We start from the raw sequence: 16638 nt of genomic DNA on the forward strand, positions 1-16638 counted from the left end.
ACCAGGTCCTCGCGGCGACCTCGGACGCCGGCGTCAACGTCGAGTACGTGCAGCGCAGCCCGCACGGCACCGGCACCTACACCGCGGTCCTCGACGCCGATGGCGAGCTGGTGATCGCGGTCGCCGCGATGCGCGCCACCGCGGAGATCGGTCCCGGCGACGTCGACGCCGCCCGCGACCTGATCGCCACCGCCAGCCTGCTGGTGCTCGACGGCAACCTCACCGTCGACACCCTCGGGTACGCGCTCGACCTCGCCGCCGCTGCCGACGTGCCGGTGATCCTGGAGCCGGTCAGCGCTCCGAAGGCCGAACCGTTGCGTGCCCTGCTCGACCCGCAGCGCCCGATCCACGTGATGACCCCCAACCGCGACGAGCTCGCGGCGCTGGTCGGCCGGGACGTCGCCACGGACGCCGAGGTCGCCGCCGCCGTCGAGGAGCTGCGCGAGCGCGGTGTCACCCATCTCTGGGTCCGCCTCGGCGAGCGCGGCTCCTGGTGGTGCGGCCCCGAGGGCACCACCGAGCTGGCTGCCGTCCCCGCGACCGAGGTCGTCGACGTCACCGGCGCCGGCGACGCCATGCTCGCCGCCTTCTGTCACGCCACCCTGGCCGGCGAGAGCAACGTCGACGCCGCCGCCTTCGCCCATGCTGCCGCGGCCCTCACCGTCGCCAGCACTCACACCGTCCGCCCCGACCTCACCGAACGCCTCGTCAGGAGAATCCGATGACCCCGCACCCGATGCTCACCCTCACCGACGAGGTCGCCGCCGCGCTGCGCGACGGACGCCCGGTGGTCGCCCTGGAGAGCACGATCATCAGCCACGGCATGCCGTACCCGCAGAACGTCGAGATGGCGCGTGAGGTCGAGGAGATCGTGCGCCAGAACGGCGCCGTGCCGGCCACCATCGCCATCCTGGACGGCGTCCCGCGGATCGGCCTCACCCCGGACGACCTCGAGGTGCTCGCCAGTCACCCCGACGTCGCCAAGGTCAGCGTCCGCGACATCCCCTACGTGATGGCGCGCGGCACCCATGGCGCGACCACCGTGGCCGCCACCATGCGCTTCGCGGCGCTGGCCGGGATCAAGGTCTTCGTCACCGGTGGCCTCGGCGGCGTGCACCGCGGCGCCCCGGAGTCGTTCGACATCAGTGCCGACCTCACCGAGTTCAGCACCACGGACGTCGCCGTGGTCAGCGCCGGCGTGAAGAGCATCCTCGACATCGGCCTCACCCTGGAGAAGCTGGAGACCCTCGGGGTGCCGGTGCTGGTGGAGGGCAGCGACGAGTTCCCGTCGTTCTACTCGCGCTCCAGCGGGCACGCCGCCCCGATGCGCGTGGACGGCGCCGAGCAGATCGCCGCGGTGATGAAGGCCAAGTGGGAGCTGGGGATCGCCGGTGGCGTCGTCGTCGCGCACCCGATCCCGGAGGCCGACGAGATCCCGGCCGAGGAGATCGGCGGGATCATCGAGCAGGCCCTCGCCGACATGGACGCCCTCGGCATCCACGGCAAGGAGGCCACGCCCTACCTGCTCGGCCGGATCGTCGAGATCACCGGCGGTGCCAGCCTGACCGCGAACATCGCTCTGGTCCGGGCGAACGCGCGGCTGGGCGCGGCGATCGCGGTCGCCTACGCGGGCTGAGGGCTCCGCCCGCGATCGGAGGCGGCTCGGGGCGGCTTCGATCGCGGGCGAGTGCCTGTGGAGGAGCCCCGCCGACCGCTGTCAACGCGCGTAGCCTGCTCGAAATGTTCTGAGCCCCAGCGACGTGACCGGCACGGTCAGAGGTCCACTGGGGCTTGTCGAGACGAAGGCTACCCGATGGCGGACGGTGCGGCGAGGGCGGTTTCGGCCCCTGGGGGCGACCGGTGGGTGACCCACTGGCTCAGCCCGGCTCGCTTCGCCGTCTACGTCGAGGCGGCAGCGGGCGACCGCGCAGGTGCTCTCGCGCTCTACGAGTGGAACGCCAGTTGAGCGCGGCGATCCTGCGCGACCTCGCGCATCTGGAGGTGGGTCTTCGCAACGCCTGCAACTGTGCCCTGGAGGAACGGACCGGCTTCGGGAGCCACTGGACCGCGTGCGGAGACGCACTCTTCTCGCCGGTGATGCGGGCCAAGGTCAGAGATGGCCGGAAGATCAGCGTCGACATCAATGAGAAGCCTCGCCGGAGCCTTCGCAGGGCGTTGGCCGAGGCCGGTGGTCCGAGCGCGGCTCCGGGCAAGGTGGTGGCCCGACTGATGTTCGGCTTCTGGCGCTACCTCTCCTCGAGCGCCCACGATGTTCAACTCTGGCGCCCGTACCTGCATCACGCCTTCCCTGGCGGCACAGCGCGCAGCGACGTCGACGAGCGGGTCGGTGTCCTGCACGTCATCCGCAACCGGGTCGCCCACCATGAGCCTCTGCTGCTGGCTGACCTGGAGGGGATGTTCTCGGCGACCGTCGGGCTGGCCGAGCTGATCGGGCCGCGACTCGGCGCGCACCTTCTCGGGACGAGTCGGGTGCCGCTGCTCATCGCTGAGCGGCCCGGTGCCGCTCCGCCCGCGACCCCAGGTCGTGTCGCCACCCCCGCGTAGACTGACCAGCCGAACCCCCGGTGCCTCGTATCCGGGGGTGTCGGTGTTGTGCCTGCACTGCGAAGGGAACCCCTGTGCGCCTCTCCGGACTCGCCCGGATCGTCCTGTCCGAACCGACCCTCGCTGCTGCGCTCGCCGACGCGAGCACGGTCAACGCGTTGGACCTCACCGGTCCGGTGGGGCTGCGACCGTTCCTGATCGAGGGTCTGGTGCGCGAGGGGCGCACCGTGCTCGCCGTCACCGCCACCGAGCGCGAGGCCGAGGACCTGGTGGCCGCCCTCGGTGACCTGCTGGACGCGGACCGCCTTGCCTTCTACCCGAGCTGGGAGACCCTCCCGCACGAGCGGCTCAGCCCCCGCAGCGACACTGTCGGCCGCCGCCTCGCCGTCCTGCGCCGGCTCTGTCACCCCGGCGAGACGCCGTTGCAGGTCGTGGTCACCACGGTGCGCAGCGTGCTGCAGCCGCAGGTCAAGGGCCTCGGCGACCTGGAGCCGGTGGCGCTCGCCGTCGGCGACAGCGTCGACATCGAGGAGATCGGCCGCCGTCTGGTCGACGCCGCCTACAGTCGCGTCGACCTGGTCGAGAAGCGCGGCGAGTTCGCCGTGCGCGGCGGGATCCTCGACGTCTTCCCGCCGACCGAGGAGCACCCGCTGCGCGTCGAGTTCTTCGGTGACGACGTCGAGGAGATCCGCACCTTCTCGGTGGCCGACCAGCGCACCCTGGAGGCGGCCGAGCGGCTGTGGGCACCGCCGTGTCGCGAGCTGCTGCTCACCCCGCAGGTCCGCGAGCGCGCCGCCGAGCTCGGTGCCCGCCACCCCGAGCTGCGCGAGATCACCGAGAAGCTCGCCCAGGGCATCGCGGCCGAGGGCATGGAGAGCCTCGCGCCGGTGCTCGTCGACGAGATGGAGCTGCTGGTCGACCTGCTCGGGACCGACACCCAGGTGCTGGTCCTCGACCCGGAGCGCACCCGCTCCCGCGCCCACGACCTGGTCGCCACCAGCGAGGAGTTCCTCGGCGCCAGCTGGGCCGCCGCCGCGAGCGGCGGTGAGGCGCCGATCGACCTCGGCGCGGCCTCCTATCGCAGCATCGGCGACGTCCGCGAGCACGCGCTCGCCCGCGGCCTCGCCTGGTGGACCCTGAGCCCGTTCGGCCTCGACGAGGAGGCGGCGTCGCTGGCGCCCGAGGCCGGTGCCCCGGAGACCCGCGTGGTCGGCGTCCAGCCTGCCGAGAGCTACCGCGGCGACATCGCCCAGGCGATCCGCGACGTCCGCGCCTGGAACGACGAGAGCCGCGCGGTCTTCATCGTCCGTGAGGGCCACGGCTCGGCGGAGCGCAGCTACGAGGTGCTCGGCGAGAACGACCTGCCGGCTCGCCTGGACGAGACCGGAGAGGCGCCGGCCCGCGGCGACGGCATCGTCACCGTCACCTGGGGCCGCCTGCTCGGCGGCCTGGTCGGCGAGAAGTTCGCGGTGATCACCGACGACGACCTCACCGGTCAGGCGTCCTCCACCCGCGACATGCGCAAGATGCCGGCCCGGCGGCGCAAGCAGATCGACCCGCTCGAGCTGAAGCCCGGCGACTTCGTCGTCCACGAGCAGCACGGTGTGGGCCGCTTCGTGGAGATGAAGCAGCGCGAGGTCGGCGGCGCGATGCGCGAGTACCTGGTGCTGGAGTACGGCGCCTCCAAGCGCGGCGCCCCGGCGGACCGGCTCTTCGTGCCGGCCGACGCCCTCGACCAGGTCACCCGCTACGTCGGCGGCGAGCAGCCGGCCCTCGACCGGCTCGGTGGCGGCGACTGGGCCAAGCGCAAGAGCAAGGCCCGCAAGGCGGTGCGCGAGATCGCCGCCGAGCTGATCAAGCTCTACGCCGCCCGCCAGGCGACCCGCGGCCACGCGTTCGGGCCCGACACGGCTTGGCAGCGTGAGCTCGAGGACGCCTTCCCCTACACCGAGACGCCCGACCAGCTCAGCACCGTCGAAGAGGTCAAGGGCGACATGGAGCAGGTCGTGCCGATGGACCGCCTGGTCTGTGGCGACGTCGGCTACGGCAAGACCGAGATCGCCGTCCGGGCCGCCTTCAAGGCGGTCCAGGACGGCAAGCAGGTGGCGGTGCTGGTGCCCACCACGCTGCTGGTCACCCAGCACCACTCCACCTTCGCCGAGCGGATGAGCGGCTTCCCGGTCGTGCTCAAGCAGCTCAGCCGCTTCCAGACCGACAAGGAGGCCAAGGAGGTCATCGCCGGCCTGCTCGACGGCTCCGTCGACATCGTGATCGGCACCCACCGGTTGTTCAACCCGGACATCAGGTTCAAGGACCTCGGCCTGATCATCGTCGACGAGGAGCAGCGCTTCGGCGTCGAGCACAAGGAGCAGATGAAGCGGTTGCGGACCTCGGTCGACGTGCTGGCGATGTCCGCGACGCCGATCCCGCGCACCCTGGAGATGGCGATCACCGGCATCCGTGAGATGTCCACGATCGCCACCCCGCCCGAGGAGCGGCACCCGGTGCTGACCTACGTTGGCGGCTACGAGGACCGCCAGGTGGTGGCGGCGATCCGGCGCGAGCTGCTGCGCGACGGCCAGGTCTTCTACATCCACAACCGGGTCAACTCGATCGAGAAGGCGGCGGCCAAGCTCAAGGAGCTGGTACCCGAGGCGCGGGTCGCCACCGCGCACGGCCAGATGAACGAGAAGCAGCTCGAGCAGGTGATGCTCGACTTCTGGGAGAAGCGCTTCGACGTGCTGGTGTGCACCACCCTGGTCGAGTCGGGCCTGGACGTCTCCAACGCCAACACGATGATCATCGAGCGCGCCGACACCCTCGGCCTCTCCCAGCTGCACCAGCTGCGGGGCCGGGTCGGTCGTTCCCGGGAGCGCGCCTACGCCTACTTCCTCTATCCCACCGAGAAGCCGCTCACCGAGACCGCCCACGAGCGGCTCGCGACGCTGGCACAGCACTCCGACCTCGGTGGCGGCATGGCGATCGCGATGAAGGACCTCGAGATCCGTGGCGCCGGAAACCTGCTCGGTGGTGAGCAGTCCGGCCACATCGCCGACGTCGGCTTCGACCTGTACGTGCGTCTGGTCGGCGAGGCGGTCGCCGAGTTCAAGGGCGAGGACGACACCGAGGAGATCGGCGAGGTCCGCGTCGAGATCCCGATCGACGCGCACCTGCCGCACGCCTACATCCCGACCGAGCGGCTGCGCCTGGAGATGTACAAGCGGCTCTCCGAGGTGCGCACCGACGCCGACGTCGCCGCCCTGGCCGAGGAGCTGAAGGACCGCTACGGGAACCCGCCGCCGCCGGTGCGCTCGCTGCTCGAGGTGGCCCGGTTCCGGGCGCGGGCCCGCGCAGCGGGGATCACCGAGGTGACCATGGCCGGCAAGAACGTTCGCTTCCACCCGGTGGACCTGCCGGACTCGCGCGTCGTCCGGCTCAACCGGCTCTACCCGAAGAGCCTGGTCAAGAACGCGACGTCCTCGGTGCTGGTGCCGCGGCCGGCGCCCAAGCCGAGCCAGCCGTTGCGCGACGAGGAGCTGCTGGCCTGGGCGCGGGCAGTCATCGACACTGTCCTCGATCCTGCCCCGACGCCTGCTTGAATGGGGGAGTGTGGTCCCGGCCACACTTCTACCCAAGGAGCAGCGACGTGACCTCACCCCTCCAGCACCGGCTCGCCCGAGTAGGTGCCGTCGTGACCATCGGCCTGTTGGCGCTCAGTGCCTGCGGGTCGGACGCCGTCCGCAATCAGGCCCATCCCGGGGCCGCGGTGGTGGTGGGGGATGAGCGGATCTCGCTCGACGCCGTCGACGATCTGGCGCAGCGCTACTGCGCGCTGTACCTGAGGGCCAACGGCGAGCAGGCCGCAGCGCTGCCGTTGCAGGTGCTGCGCAACGACTCCGTGCAGATCCTCACCGACGCCGAGGTGGCGCGGCAGTACGTCGCGGTCCACGACCTCGACGTGACGGCGCTGCGCAGTTGGCTGGTCGGCCAGTCCGACCAGACCGCGGCGCAGTACGGGCTGAGCGGCAGCCAGGCCGACGACTTCGCCCAGATCAGCGCCCAGGTGGACACCCAGGCCGCGTACCTGGCCGCCGGTGGGCAGACCGGGCCGGTGACCGACCAAGCCGCCGGGCAGCAGGCGCTCGCCAGCGGGCAGGGCAAGGTCCGGGAGTGGGCGGCCGGTCTTGACGTCGAGCTCGACCCGAGGTTCGCTCCGTCGACGGCGGAGGGCTACGCCTTCAACTCCGGCTCGTTGGCGAAGCCGGTCAGCGACGTCGCGACGGCGATCGACGCCTACAACGGCGACACCGAGCCGGACCCGGGCTACGTGCAGAGCCTGCCGCCGTCCCAGCGCTGCTCCATGTGACCTCAGCGTCGGGTTTGACGCCGATCGCGAGCGCTGAGGTCACATGGAGTGGTGGCATGCTGGTGGCGTGAGTGAGGTCGAGGATCTGGTCGCGGTGATGCGTCGACTGCGTGCCGAGTGTGCCTGGAAGGCCGAGCAGACCCACGAGTCGCTGGTGCCCTACCTGCACGAGGAGGCCGGCGAGGTCGCGGAGGCGATCGCCGAGGGCGATTCGGCGCATCTGTGCGAGGAGCTCGGCGACCTGTTGCTGCAGGTCGTCTTCCACGCCGCGATCGCCGAGGAGCGCGGGGAGTTCACCATGGACGACGTCGCGGCCGGGATCACCGCCAAGCTGCGGCGCCGCAACCCCCACGTCTTCGACCCGGCCTCGCTGGGCCGGGAGCCCGACGCCCCTCCGCTGAGCGCGACCGAGGTCAACGAGATCTGGCAGGCAGTGAAGCGGCAGGAACGCTCCGGCGGGGGTCGTCCCTAACGTTGTGGCTGCTCTGGCGCTGGATCTACGACCAAAACGTTAGGGACGACCCAGGAGGGAGTGGGCCGGTCAGCGGACCCGGATGGTGATCGGGCGGCTGGTGCTGGCGGCGGCGAACGGGCTGCCGGTGAAGACCGCGCGGACGGTGAGCTTGCCGCGCTTCTTGGCCTTGAGCTTGGCCTTGAAGGTGAGGGTCGCGGTGCCGTTCGGCTTCACCGTCGCGGTGGCCAGGGTCCGCCCCTTCGCGACGACCTTCACCTTGCCGCCGACGCGCGCCGCCTGGGCAGCGCTGACCTTGACCCGCAGCACCACCTTCTGGCCGCGACGCACGGAGCGCTTCTTCGCCTTGACCTCAGTGCTGGTCCGGAACTCCTTGGCCAGCACCCGGGTCACCGGGCCGAGCCGCAGCAGCTGCGTCTCGCCGGTCGCGTCCTTGAGCCCGTCGTTGTCGGTGACGGCGAACACCTGGCCGGATCCGCTGACCGTGAAGCCCTCGACCTTCTCCTGGGTCCACCCGGCGTCGGCGCGCAGGTAGGGGAGCAGGTCGACGGCGAGCCGCTTGCTGACTGGACGAGCCGGCAGAATGGAGCCGACCGTGGTCCGCGATGCGGTGGACAGGTCGACGGTGTAGATCCGCTTCACCTTGGCGCGCGGGCCGTTCAGCTTGTCGCGCTCGATCACGCTGACGACGTCCGCACTGAGAGCGGTGATCTCGGACAGCCCGATCCAGTCGCCCTCGGTGGTGGTCTTCTCGATCGGGTAGGCGAACCAGGACCAGGTGCCGGTGGCGACCTGGTAGCGGCCGATCCGCACGAACCCCTCGTCGGCGGCCTCGCGCTGCAAGGTCACGAAGACCGTCTCCTGGCTTCCGGTTCCCCAGGCGCTGACGCCCTCCAGACCCTGCTTGGCCAGGCCTGCGGTCAGCTCGGCCGGCAGCTCGACCGTCTGCTGGATGACGCCGGCGGCGTCCGTGCGCACCAGCTTGTTCTCGGGGCCGGTGGCGCCCTCCAGCGCGAGCCAGAAGCCGCCGGCCTTGCGCGCGTGCACGCCCTCGATGTCGATCTTGGGCTTGGCGCCCTCGGCGTCACGCACCTCGATCACCTCGTCGATCACGGCCGGCGACTTCGCGGCGTCGATGCGGTAGATGCGCCCGGTGGCGTAGGCGGAGTCGCTGGCCGAGTAGAGCCGCGACGACGACGCCGGATCGGCGCTGAGCGCGCTGAGCGCACCCCATCCGATCGGCTGCCCGGCCACGTCGGCGGAGACGACGGACGGGAACGCCGGCTTGCCCTGCGCCAGCTGGTAGACGCCGACCGAGGCGCGCACGTTGATCGCCGCGTCGTCGGTCTCCGAGGCGACCACCAGCAGGTTGCGCTTCGGCACCGGCAGCAGGCCCTCGGGGCCGTTCGTGGTGGGCAGGATCTGCTCGAACTTGGGCGCGCGCGGGTTGCTCATGTCGTAGACGGCGACGAAGTTGGAGCGCTCGGAGCCGACGAAGGCTCGCGGCTTGCCACCGATCTCGGCGAAGGCCAGGCCCTCGGGCTCGCTGCCCTTCTTGGCCGCACGGTCGTTGTTGTGCAGGCCGTACCGGGTGGCGATCTGCTCGAAGGAGCTGCCGGCGTCCCAGATGACGGCGCCGGTGGCGGCGTCGAAGACGGTCCAACCTCGGGTGCCACCCTTCCAGTCGCCCTCGTTGGCGGTGGCGACCAGTCCGCCACCCACCCACTGGACGGCGTCGGGCTCGCGGGGCAGGTCGATGGAGCCGGTCGGGTCGAAGAGCCCGTCCTTCGTGGTGTCGATCCCCGTGACCTGCGCGTTGCCAGCGCTGAAGACCTTGGTGATCTCCTTGCTGGGCAGGTCGATCACCACGACGCCGTTGTTCTCCTGCAGCGTCAGCGCCAGCTGGTTGGCGGCGTTGATGTCGACGTACTCGGGCTCGGGGTCGGTGGGCGTGTCGAGGCCCGCAGCGGTGAAGGAGGCCAGCGCGCTGCCATCGCCGTTGGTCAGCGCGATCGGGGACGGCGTCCAGGCGGCCGGGGCGCCGGAGAGCGCGACGACCTGGACGAACCCGGCCGGAGCCTGCGGGAGGCCGCCCTCGTCGCCGCCGGCTGGAGTGGCCTCCTCGTCGCGCTGGTTCTCCATGGCGATCGCCGCGTAGGCGCCGTCCGGGCTGATCGCGATCGAGTCGGGCTGCCCACCGAGGTCGATGCTGCGGACGTGGGCCCGGTTCGCCGAGAGGTCGAAGACGTCGAGCCGCCCGCTGGGGTTGGCGAAGGCGCCGGCCGTGGTGTCGACGACCACCAGCAGGTGGTTCCCGGCGACCGCGACCGAGGTGGGCTGGTCGTCGGCGTGGCCGGTCTGGGTCAGGTCGATGCTGCCGAGCCCGCGGGGCTTGGCCGGGTTGCTGATGTCGAGGAAACCTGCCCGCTTGCCGAGTGCGTCGGTGTAGATCACCGTCTTGCCGTCGTCGGTGACCGTGGAGATCTCGGCGACGGTGGCGGCGTCGGGGTCGACGCCGTCCGGGACGTTCTGGAAGACCGGGTAGGTGGCGACCCGGTGGAACGCCTGCGTGCTTCCGGCGCTGCTCGGTGCGGCGCTGCCTGCCGTGGAGCCGACCGCGAGGGTGGAGAGGGTGAGTGCTGCGGCCACCGCCGCTGCGGCGCCGACGCGTCGCTTCTGCATGGGGATGCCTTTCGCCAATGGGCCCGAGAGCTACTCCGGGCACTGTGGCGAGGGCGAGGGATCAGCGGGTGGCGGGTGGGTGAACGCACGGTGGCGGGAGTCGGACGGCTCGGTTCTCGGGCCCGGAAGCGGCAGCTCGAAGTCGCGCGTTGTCGCCACGATCCGCCGCTGACGAACGAAAGCCCCTGAAATCGGAGATTTCAGGGGCTTTTCGTCAGGGACTATCGCCCGAGGTAGGGCGACCGGGGGGCGTCAGCGGTCGAGGCAGACGGCGTAGACGTTGAACGTGACGCCGCCGCCGCTGTTCCAGTACATCGCCGTCCACGCGGTGGGGTCGGTGGTGTCGGGGGTGTTCGCCCCGGAGCTCGGGAACGAGTCGTAGACGAAGACGTCCTGCTGGTTCGACGAGCCGTAGTGCCCGCCGCTGACCGCGATGTCGCCGGGGTTGCAGGTGGCCGTGACGTAGGTGCCGTTGCCCGGCGTCGCGCCCGATGCCGAGTTGCTGGCGTAGTAGTAGGTGGGAACGCCAGCGGGGCCGGTCGGGCCCGGCGCGCCGGCGGGGCCGGTCGGGCCGGTGATGCCGGCGCCGGTGGCACCGGTCGCACCCGTGGGGCCGGTGGCACCCGTCGGTCCGGTCGCGCCTTGCACGCCTGTCTGGCCCTGAGCGCCGGTGATGCCCTGGATGCCCTGCGCTCCGGTGTTGCCGGTGGCTCCGGTGACGCCCTGGATGCCTTGGATGCCCTGCGGGCCGATGTCGCCGGTGAGGCCGGTCGCGCCCGTCGGACCAGTCGCTCCGGTGTTGCCGGTGACGCCTTGGATGCCCTGGATTCCTTGGGGCCCCTGCGATCCGGTGGGGCCCGTGGCACCTGTGTTGCCGGTCGCGCCGGTGACGCCCTGGATGCCCTGGATGCCCTGCGGACCGACGTCGCCGGTGGCACCGGTGGCACCGCTGGCCCCCGTGATCCCGGTGGCTCCCGTCGGGCCGGTCGCGCCCTGGACGCCCTGGATCCCCTGGGCGCCGGTCGCGCCGACGGCTCCGGTCTCTCCGACGGCACCGGTCGGGCCCACCGCGCCGGTGGCCCCGGTCGCTCCGGTCGCGCCGCGCTCGGCCTCGACGGACCAGCGGATCACCTGCTCGGAGCCCTTGCACCGGCGTGCCTGGTTGGTGGCACGCATCTTCTTGACCTCGGCCGCGCTCAGCACCCGGAGCTTGCCGGTGCCGCGATCGACGCAGGCGATGATCTTCTTGCCGTCGACCTCATACTCGTCCGGTGCCGCGGAGGCGGGGCTGCCCAGCAGTTGGCTCGGGCCGAGCACGGCCGCGAAGGCCAGCGTGGCGAAGGTCGCCGAGAAGGCGCGGTGCGATCGGGTAGGCGTGCTCACTCGCAGCAGACTAGGGCACCGAAAAGCCGGCGACAGCAGAAAGCGCGCCCTGGTCTGGACCGGCGGAACGCTACTCGTAGCGCGGCGCGTCCACGTTCTTCATGCTCGGGTCGAGGGCCACGCCCTTCTCCAGGAAGGGTGCCGCCTCGTCGTTCTTGCTCTGATGGACGAGCGCGAAGCCGAGTCGCATGTAGGCAGGCGCATGCTCCGGCTGGGCCTCGATCGCCTTGCGGTACAGGGCGATCGCCTTGTCGAGATCCTTGGTCTCCCACAGGATGGCCCGGTTGTAGAGCGCCGGCCCGTACTCGCCGTCGATCTTCAGCGCTGCGTCGTAGCGGGCCGCGGCTGCTGAGTCGTTGCCGTCCTGCTGGGCGATCAGCCCCAGGTTGTACTGGGCGACGGCCTGCTCCTCGTCGAGCTCGAGAGCCTGCTCGAAGGCGGTGGTGGCGGCATCCGGGTTGCCCGCGCTCAGCGCGCTCACGCCCTGGTCGATCAGCGCGGCGACGGCGGCCTGCTCGGCGTCGCTGGACGGCGCTTGCTTCTCGTCGTCCCCGGAGCATCCCGCCAGCAGTGCGATCAGGGTGCCGGCGACGACGGCACCGCGAACGAGGCGACGGGAGTGCGGGGAGCGCGAAAGGCCAGGCATGGCGCGGAGTTTAGTGTCCGGCATGCCTGGCCGTCGCGATCACGTCGAGTTCGCCGTCGTTCGGTGCGTCAGCCGGCGAGCTTGACGATGGTGAGCTGGATGTCGCGGAAGTTCGCCTGTGCCCCGGAGACGTAGCGCGGCCGGAAGATCTCGCCGTTGGCGACCGTCGTCACGAAGGTCACCGAGCTGGTGATCGCAGCGGAGGCGTTGGCCGCAGCCGGGAAGCTGATCTGGCTCCCGGGGTGCGGGGTGTAGTCGGAAGCGGTGTCGACCCACCAGATCGCGGCGTTCGTCGACTCGCTGCGCGCCGACAGGGTCACCTGGTAGGTGCCAGCCGTCACCGAGAACCCGGTGCCCACCGAGGTGATGTCGCCGGTGGCGATCGGCGCGGCGAAGATGACGGTGTTGGTGCCGCCCGGGTTGAGGCCGGCGCCGTTCTGGGTGCGTCCGTAGGCGTAGTCCGCGACGCCCGCAGGCCCCTGGGTGCCGGTAGGCCCGACGGGACCGGTCGGTCCTGCCACGCCGGTGGCTCCGCGCGGGCCGGCCTTGCCTGGTTGCGCGTTGGTCGCGGCCACGCTCCAGTGCAGCACCCGCTCGTTGCCCGTGCAGCGCCGCTTGTCCTGGTTCGCGCGCATCTTCTTGATCGCGGTCCAGGGGGCCAGGCGCAGCTTGCCGGTGCTGCGATCGACGCAGCCTGGCCGGGGACTCGCTAGTCCGGTCCGGCCGTATGCAGGCAGTGGGCGGATCATGCGCCGGGACCAAGGTCCCAGCGGGGGTGCCGATGGTCCTGTGCCCGGTCTGAACCGCCCCCTGGTGCCGCGCCGCGCCGTAGCATCGGCGCATGCCTGGAATCGGCCTCCACATGATCGTCAAGAACGAGGCCCACGTGATCGAGCGCTGCTTGCGCAGCGTGCTTCCGCTGATCGATTGGTGGGTGGTCAGCGACACCGGCTCGCAGGACGGCACCCAGGAGATCGTCCGGCAGGTGCTCGGCGACCTCCCGGGGGAGCTGATCGAGCGGCCCTGGATCTCCTTCGGTCACAACCGGCAGCAGGCGTTGGACGCCGCTCGCGCGCTGCCGGCTTCCGCACCCGGCGACTATGCCCTGTGGATCGATGCCGACGAGGTGCTGACAGACCTGCCGGATGCGTTCCCCGAGCTGGGTGCCGACGGCTACTACCTGCCGGTCGAGTTCGCCGACGTTCACTATTCGCGCCTCGCCATGGTGCGCCTGGACCGGCCGTGGAGCTGGCAGGGGGCGATCCACGAGTACCTCGACCTGCCCGCGGCCCGCACCGAGCACCTCGCCGCACCCCGCTACTTCGTGCGCAAGGAGGGCGCGCGCTCGCTGGACCCCGACACCTATCGCAAGGACGCCGCGGTGATCCAGGCCGAGCTGCGCCGCACGCCCGAAGATCCGCGGCTGCAGTTCTATCTCGCGCAGTCGTGGCGCGACGCCGGCGATGACGAGCGGGCGCTGGCCGCCTACCGGGTGCGGGCTGAGAACCCGGCCGGCTGGGATCAGGAGACGTACTGCGCGCGCTACGAGGCAGCGCTCTGCCTGGAGCGGCTCGGACGCCCTGCCCGCGAGGCGGTCGAGATGCACCTCGGGGCGTATGCGGTGGCGCCCAACCGGGCCGAGGCGTTGGTGCAGGCCGCACGGCTCGAGCGCCAGGAGGGTCGGTTCGCCGTGGCGCTGCTGTACGCCCGCGAGGCGGCCCGGTTGCCGCACCCCGGCGGGGGCGCTCTGTTCGTGGACGCCACCACCTACGCCTGGCGCGCGCTCGACGAGCTCGCCGTCAACTGCTGGTGGACGGGCCACAAGGCCGAGGGCGAGGTGGCCGCCCGCCAAGCCCTCGCCGCCAACCCCACCGACCAGCGCCTCCAGGCCAACCTGGCCTGGTTCACCGACCACCCCTGAACCGGCTAGGAGATAGTCCCTGACGTTTTCGTGGTTCTCGGCGCTGAAAACCACGAAAACGTCAGGGACTATCCCCCGCAGGCGGCTGGAGGGGGAGGGTGGGAGTGGGGCGGTCGGGTGATCGGGCGTCCCATCGCGGCGAGTGCCCCGCTCGGCGCGGAGCGCGCACCGTTAGGCTTGCTCCGCCAATCCCCGCAGGTACGACACCCAGGAGCAACCCCCGATGGCCGCGATCGAAGCTGTAGGCGCCCGCGAGATCCTCGACTCCCGAGGCAACCCCACCGTCGAGGTGGAGGTGCAACTCGAAGACGGCGTCTTCGCCCGTGCCGCTGTGCCCAGCGGTGCGTCCACCGGTGCCTTCGAGGCCGTCGAGCTGCGTGACGGCGGCGAGCGCTACCTCGGCAAGGGCGTGATGAACGCCGTCGAGGCCGTCCTCGACAAGATCGCCCCGGCGATCATCGGCCTGCAGGCCGACGACCAGCGCCTGGTCGACCAGACCATGCTGGACGTCGACGGCACCCCGAACAAGGCCGAGCTCGGCGCCAACGCCATCCTCGGCGTCTCGCTGGCCGTGGCCCGCGCCGCTGCCGACTCCGCCGCGCTGCCGCTGTATCGCTACGTCGGCGGCCCCAACGCGCACGTGCTTCCGGTGCCGATGATGAACATCCTCAACGGTGGCGCTCACGCCGACACCAACGTGGACATCCAGGAGTTCATGATCGCGCCGATCGGTGCGCCCACCTTCCGCGAGGCCGTGCGCGTCGGCGTCGAGGTCTACCACTCGCTCAAGGCCGTGCTGAAGAGCCGTGGCCTGGCCACCGCAGTGGGCGACGAGGGCGGCTTCGCCCCGGACCTCGAGTCGAACCGTGCCGCGCTCGACCTGATCGCCGAGGCCGTCGAGAAGGCCGGCTACCAGCTGGGCACCGACGTCGTGCTGGCGCTCGACGTCGCCGCGAGCGAGTTCTGCACCGACGGCTCCTACACCTTCGAGGGTGAGCAGAAGTCGGCCGCCGAGATGATCGCCTACTACAGCGACCTCGTCGACAACTACCCGATCGTCAGCATCGAGGACCCGCTCGACGAGGACGACTGGGAGGGCTGGAAGGCGATCACCGACGCCCTCGGCTCGAAGACGCAGCTGGTCGGCGACGACCTCTTCGTCACCAACGTCGAGCGTCTGCAGCGCGGCATCGACGGCGGCCAGGCCAACGCCCTGCTGGTCAAGGTGAACCAGATCGGCTCGCTCACCGAGACCCTGGACTCCGTCGACCTGGCGCACCGCAACGGCTTCCGCTCGATGATGAGCCACCGTTCCGGCGAGACCGAGGACACCACCATCGCCGACCTCGCGGTGGCGACCAACTGCGGTCAGATCAAGACCGGTGCTCCGGCTCGCTCCGAGCGCGTCGCCAAGTACAACCAGCTGCTGCGCATCGAGGAGGAGCTCGGCGAGGCCGCCCGCTACGCCGGCGCCGCCGCGTTCCCGCGCTACGACCGGGGCTGATGCCCGATGGCCGACCGTCGCGGTGACCGCGAGAACGGGCCCCGAGGAAGCCGCCGCCCGGCGGGTCCTCGCGGCGCCCGGCCTCGCGCTGCTGCGGCGGCTGGCCGGCCCGCCTCGCGAGGCACGACGCCGGCTGCTCCGGCGGCGTCGCGCCCGCGGCCCAAGCTGACCGGGCGCGCCGCGATCCTGCTGGTGGTGCTCACCGTGCTCGCGGTCTCCTACGCCTCGAGCATGCGCGCCTGGCTGCAACAGCGTGAGCACATCGCCGACCTGCGGGCGCAGATCGACAAGAGCGAGTCGGAGATCGCCAAGCTCGAGCGCGAGAAGCGCCGCCTCGACGACGACGCCTACGTGGTGCAGCAGGCTCGCGAGCGGTTCAACTATGTGTTCCCCGGCGAGAAGAGCTACCGGGTGCTCGACGAGAACGGCGAGCCGGTCGATCTCGCCGCTCCGCTGCCCGACGCCCCCGATCCCGAGCCTGAGGTTCCGCCGGCGTGGTGGGACACTGCATGGGAGTCGGTGAAGCTGGCGGGCGTTCCGCCCACCGACGACGAAGGCCCCGCTGACAAACTTGAGGCACCTGACCAGTGATTGACCCCCGCGACGTCGACGCGATCCAGGCACAGCTGGGCCGCGAGCCCCGTGGCATCCACGAGATCGGGCACCGCTGCCCGTGTGGCAACCCGGACGTGGTGACCACCGAGCCACGCCTGCCCAACGGCACGCCGTTCCCGACCACCTTCTACCTGACCTGCCCCCGGGCCGCCTCCAAGATCGGCACCCTGGAGGCATCGGGGCTGATGAAGGAGATGCAGGACCGCCTCGGCACCGACCCCGAGCTGGCCGCTGCCTACCAGAAGGCGCACGAGGCCTACCTCGCGGCGCGCACCGAGATCGGCCAGGTCGAGGAGATCGAGGGCATCTCGGCCGGTGGCATGCCGAACCGGGTCAAGTGCCTGCACGTGCTGGCCGGGCAGTCGCTGGCCCAGGGCCGCGGCGTCAACCCGCTCGGCGACGAGGTGCTCGACCTGCTCGGCGAGTGGTGGGCCAGCGGCCCCTGCGTCGACGCCGGCTGCGCCACCTCCTGACGGCGCGAGCG

14 protein-coding genes are annotated in these 16638 nt (G+C 71.2%); 10 read left to right on the forward strand and 4 right to left on the reverse strand.

The genetic code is table 11. The annotated features are described in order from the left end of the window. The 6 genes from ABD151_RS18700 to ABD151_RS18725 all read left to right on the forward strand — a co-directional run. A partial coding sequence (locus tag ABD151_RS18700; RefSeq protein WP_343996337.1) for a PfkB family carbohydrate kinase occupies positions 1-725 on the forward strand: 725 nt, incomplete at its 5' end. Beyond that, positions 722-1636, forward strand: coding sequence for a pseudouridine-5'-phosphate glycosidase (locus tag ABD151_RS18705; protein WP_343996338.1), 915 nt, complete (start codon positions 722-724; stop codon positions 1634-1636). The genes ABD151_RS18700 and ABD151_RS18705, both read left to right, overlap by 4 nt. Before the next feature lie 326 nt (positions 1637-1962). Further along, positions 1963-2565, forward strand: coding sequence for a hypothetical protein (locus ABD151_RS18710; RefSeq protein ID WP_343996339.1), 603 nt, complete (start codon positions 1963-1965; stop codon positions 2563-2565). Between the two features lie 74 nt (positions 2566-2639). Further along, positions 2640-6164 (forward strand): transcription-repair coupling factor, encoded by a 3525-nt coding sequence (gene mfd, locus ABD151_RS18715; RefSeq protein WP_343996340.1) that lies wholly within the window; start codon positions 2640-2642, stop codon positions 6162-6164. Between the two features lie 47 nt (positions 6165-6211). Beyond that, entirely contained in the window at positions 6212-6931 is a 720-nt protein-coding gene (locus ABD151_RS18720) for a hypothetical protein (RefSeq protein WP_343996341.1), read from the forward strand. 67 nt (positions 6932-6998) lie between these two features. Beyond that, complete coding sequence (locus tag ABD151_RS18725) at positions 6999-7403, forward strand: MazG nucleotide pyrophosphohydrolase domain-containing protein (protein ID WP_343996342.1); 405 nt, start codon at positions 6999-7001, stop codon at positions 7401-7403. A gap of 69 nt (positions 7404-7472) precedes the next feature. Here the strand turns inward: ABD151_RS18725 and ABD151_RS18730 are convergent, their stop codons facing one another. From ABD151_RS18730 to ABD151_RS18745, 4 genes are all read right to left on the reverse strand, one after another. Next, positions 7473-10085, reverse strand: a complete 2613-nt coding sequence (locus tag ABD151_RS18730; RefSeq protein ID WP_343996344.1) for an esterase-like activity of phytase family protein — start codon at positions 10083-10085, stop codon at positions 7473-7475. 252 nt (positions 10086-10337) lie between these two features. Further along, positions 10338-11468, reverse strand: coding sequence for a collagen-like domain-containing protein (locus tag ABD151_RS18735; protein WP_343996345.1), 1131 nt, complete (start codon positions 11466-11468; stop codon positions 10338-10340). A gap of 70 nt (positions 11469-11538) precedes the next feature. After that, entirely contained in the window at positions 11539-12114 is a 576-nt protein-coding gene (locus ABD151_RS18740; RefSeq protein WP_343996346.1) for a tetratricopeptide repeat protein, read from the reverse strand. A 68-nt stretch (positions 12115-12182) separates the two neighbouring features. Then, positions 12183-12863 (reverse strand): hypothetical protein, encoded by a 681-nt coding sequence (locus tag ABD151_RS18745; RefSeq protein ID WP_343996347.1) that lies wholly within the window; start codon positions 12861-12863, stop codon positions 12183-12185. A gap of 92 nt (positions 12864-12955) precedes the next feature. Here ABD151_RS18745 and ABD151_RS18750 point away from each other — a divergent pair, with 92 nt between their 5' ends. The 4 genes from ABD151_RS18750 (at position 12956) to ABD151_RS18765 (ending at position 16627) form a co-directional block, all read left to right on the forward strand. Beyond that, entirely contained in the window at positions 12956-14035 is a 1080-nt protein-coding gene (locus ABD151_RS18750; RefSeq protein ID WP_343996348.1) for a tetratricopeptide repeat-containing glycosyltransferase, read from the forward strand. Between the two features lie 223 nt (positions 14036-14258). Next, positions 14259-15539 (forward strand): phosphopyruvate hydratase, encoded by a 1281-nt coding sequence (gene eno / locus ABD151_RS18755; protein ID WP_343996349.1) that lies wholly within the window; start codon positions 14259-14261, stop codon positions 15537-15539. Positions 15540-15545: 6 nt separating this feature from the next. After that, a complete protein-coding gene (locus ABD151_RS18760; RefSeq protein WP_343996350.1) occupies positions 15546-16130 on the forward strand; it encodes an FtsB family cell division protein in 585 nt (194 codons plus the stop codon). After that, positions 16127-16627, forward strand: a complete 501-nt coding sequence (locus tag ABD151_RS18765; protein ID WP_343996351.1) for a DUF501 domain-containing protein — start codon at positions 16127-16129, stop codon at positions 16625-16627. The genes ABD151_RS18760 and ABD151_RS18765 overlap by 4 nt, the downstream gene beginning before the upstream one ends. Positions 16628-16638 lie beyond the last annotated feature (11 nt).

The sequence above is a fragment of the Nocardioides dubius genome (genome assembly GCF_039528155.1).
Classification (GTDB): Bacteria; Actinomycetota; Actinomycetes; order Propionibacteriales; family Nocardioidaceae; genus Nocardioides; species Nocardioides dubius.

What these genes read in the sequence shown, in the direction of transcription:
- ABD151_RS18705 (WP_343996338.1), top strand. Translation starts at nt 722, where the DNA reads ATGACCCCGCACCCGATGCTCACCCTCACCGACGAGGTCGCCGCCGCG.
- ABD151_RS18730 (WP_343996344.1), bottom strand. Translation starts at nt 10,085, where the DNA reads ATGCAGAAGCGACGCGTCGGCGCCGCAGCGGCGGTGGCCGCAGCACTC.
- ABD151_RS18740 (WP_343996346.1), bottom strand. Translation starts at nt 12,114, where the DNA reads ATGCCTGGCCTTTCGCGCTCCCCGCACTCCCGTCGCCTCGTTCGCGGT.
- ABD151_RS18745 (WP_343996347.1), bottom strand. Translation starts at nt 12,863, where the DNA reads ATGATCCGCCCACTGCCTGCATACGGCCGGACCGGACTAGCGAGTCCC.
- ABD151_RS18750 (WP_343996348.1), top strand. Translation starts at nt 12,956, where the DNA reads ATGCCTGGAATCGGCCTCCACATGATCGTCAAGAACGAGGCCCACGTG.
- eno (WP_343996349.1), top strand. Translation starts at nt 14,259, where the DNA reads ATGGCCGCGATCGAAGCTGTAGGCGCCCGCGAGATCCTCGACTCCCGA.
- ABD151_RS18760 (WP_343996350.1), top strand. Translation starts at nt 15,546, where the DNA reads ATGGCCGACCGTCGCGGTGACCGCGAGAACGGGCCCCGAGGAAGCCGC.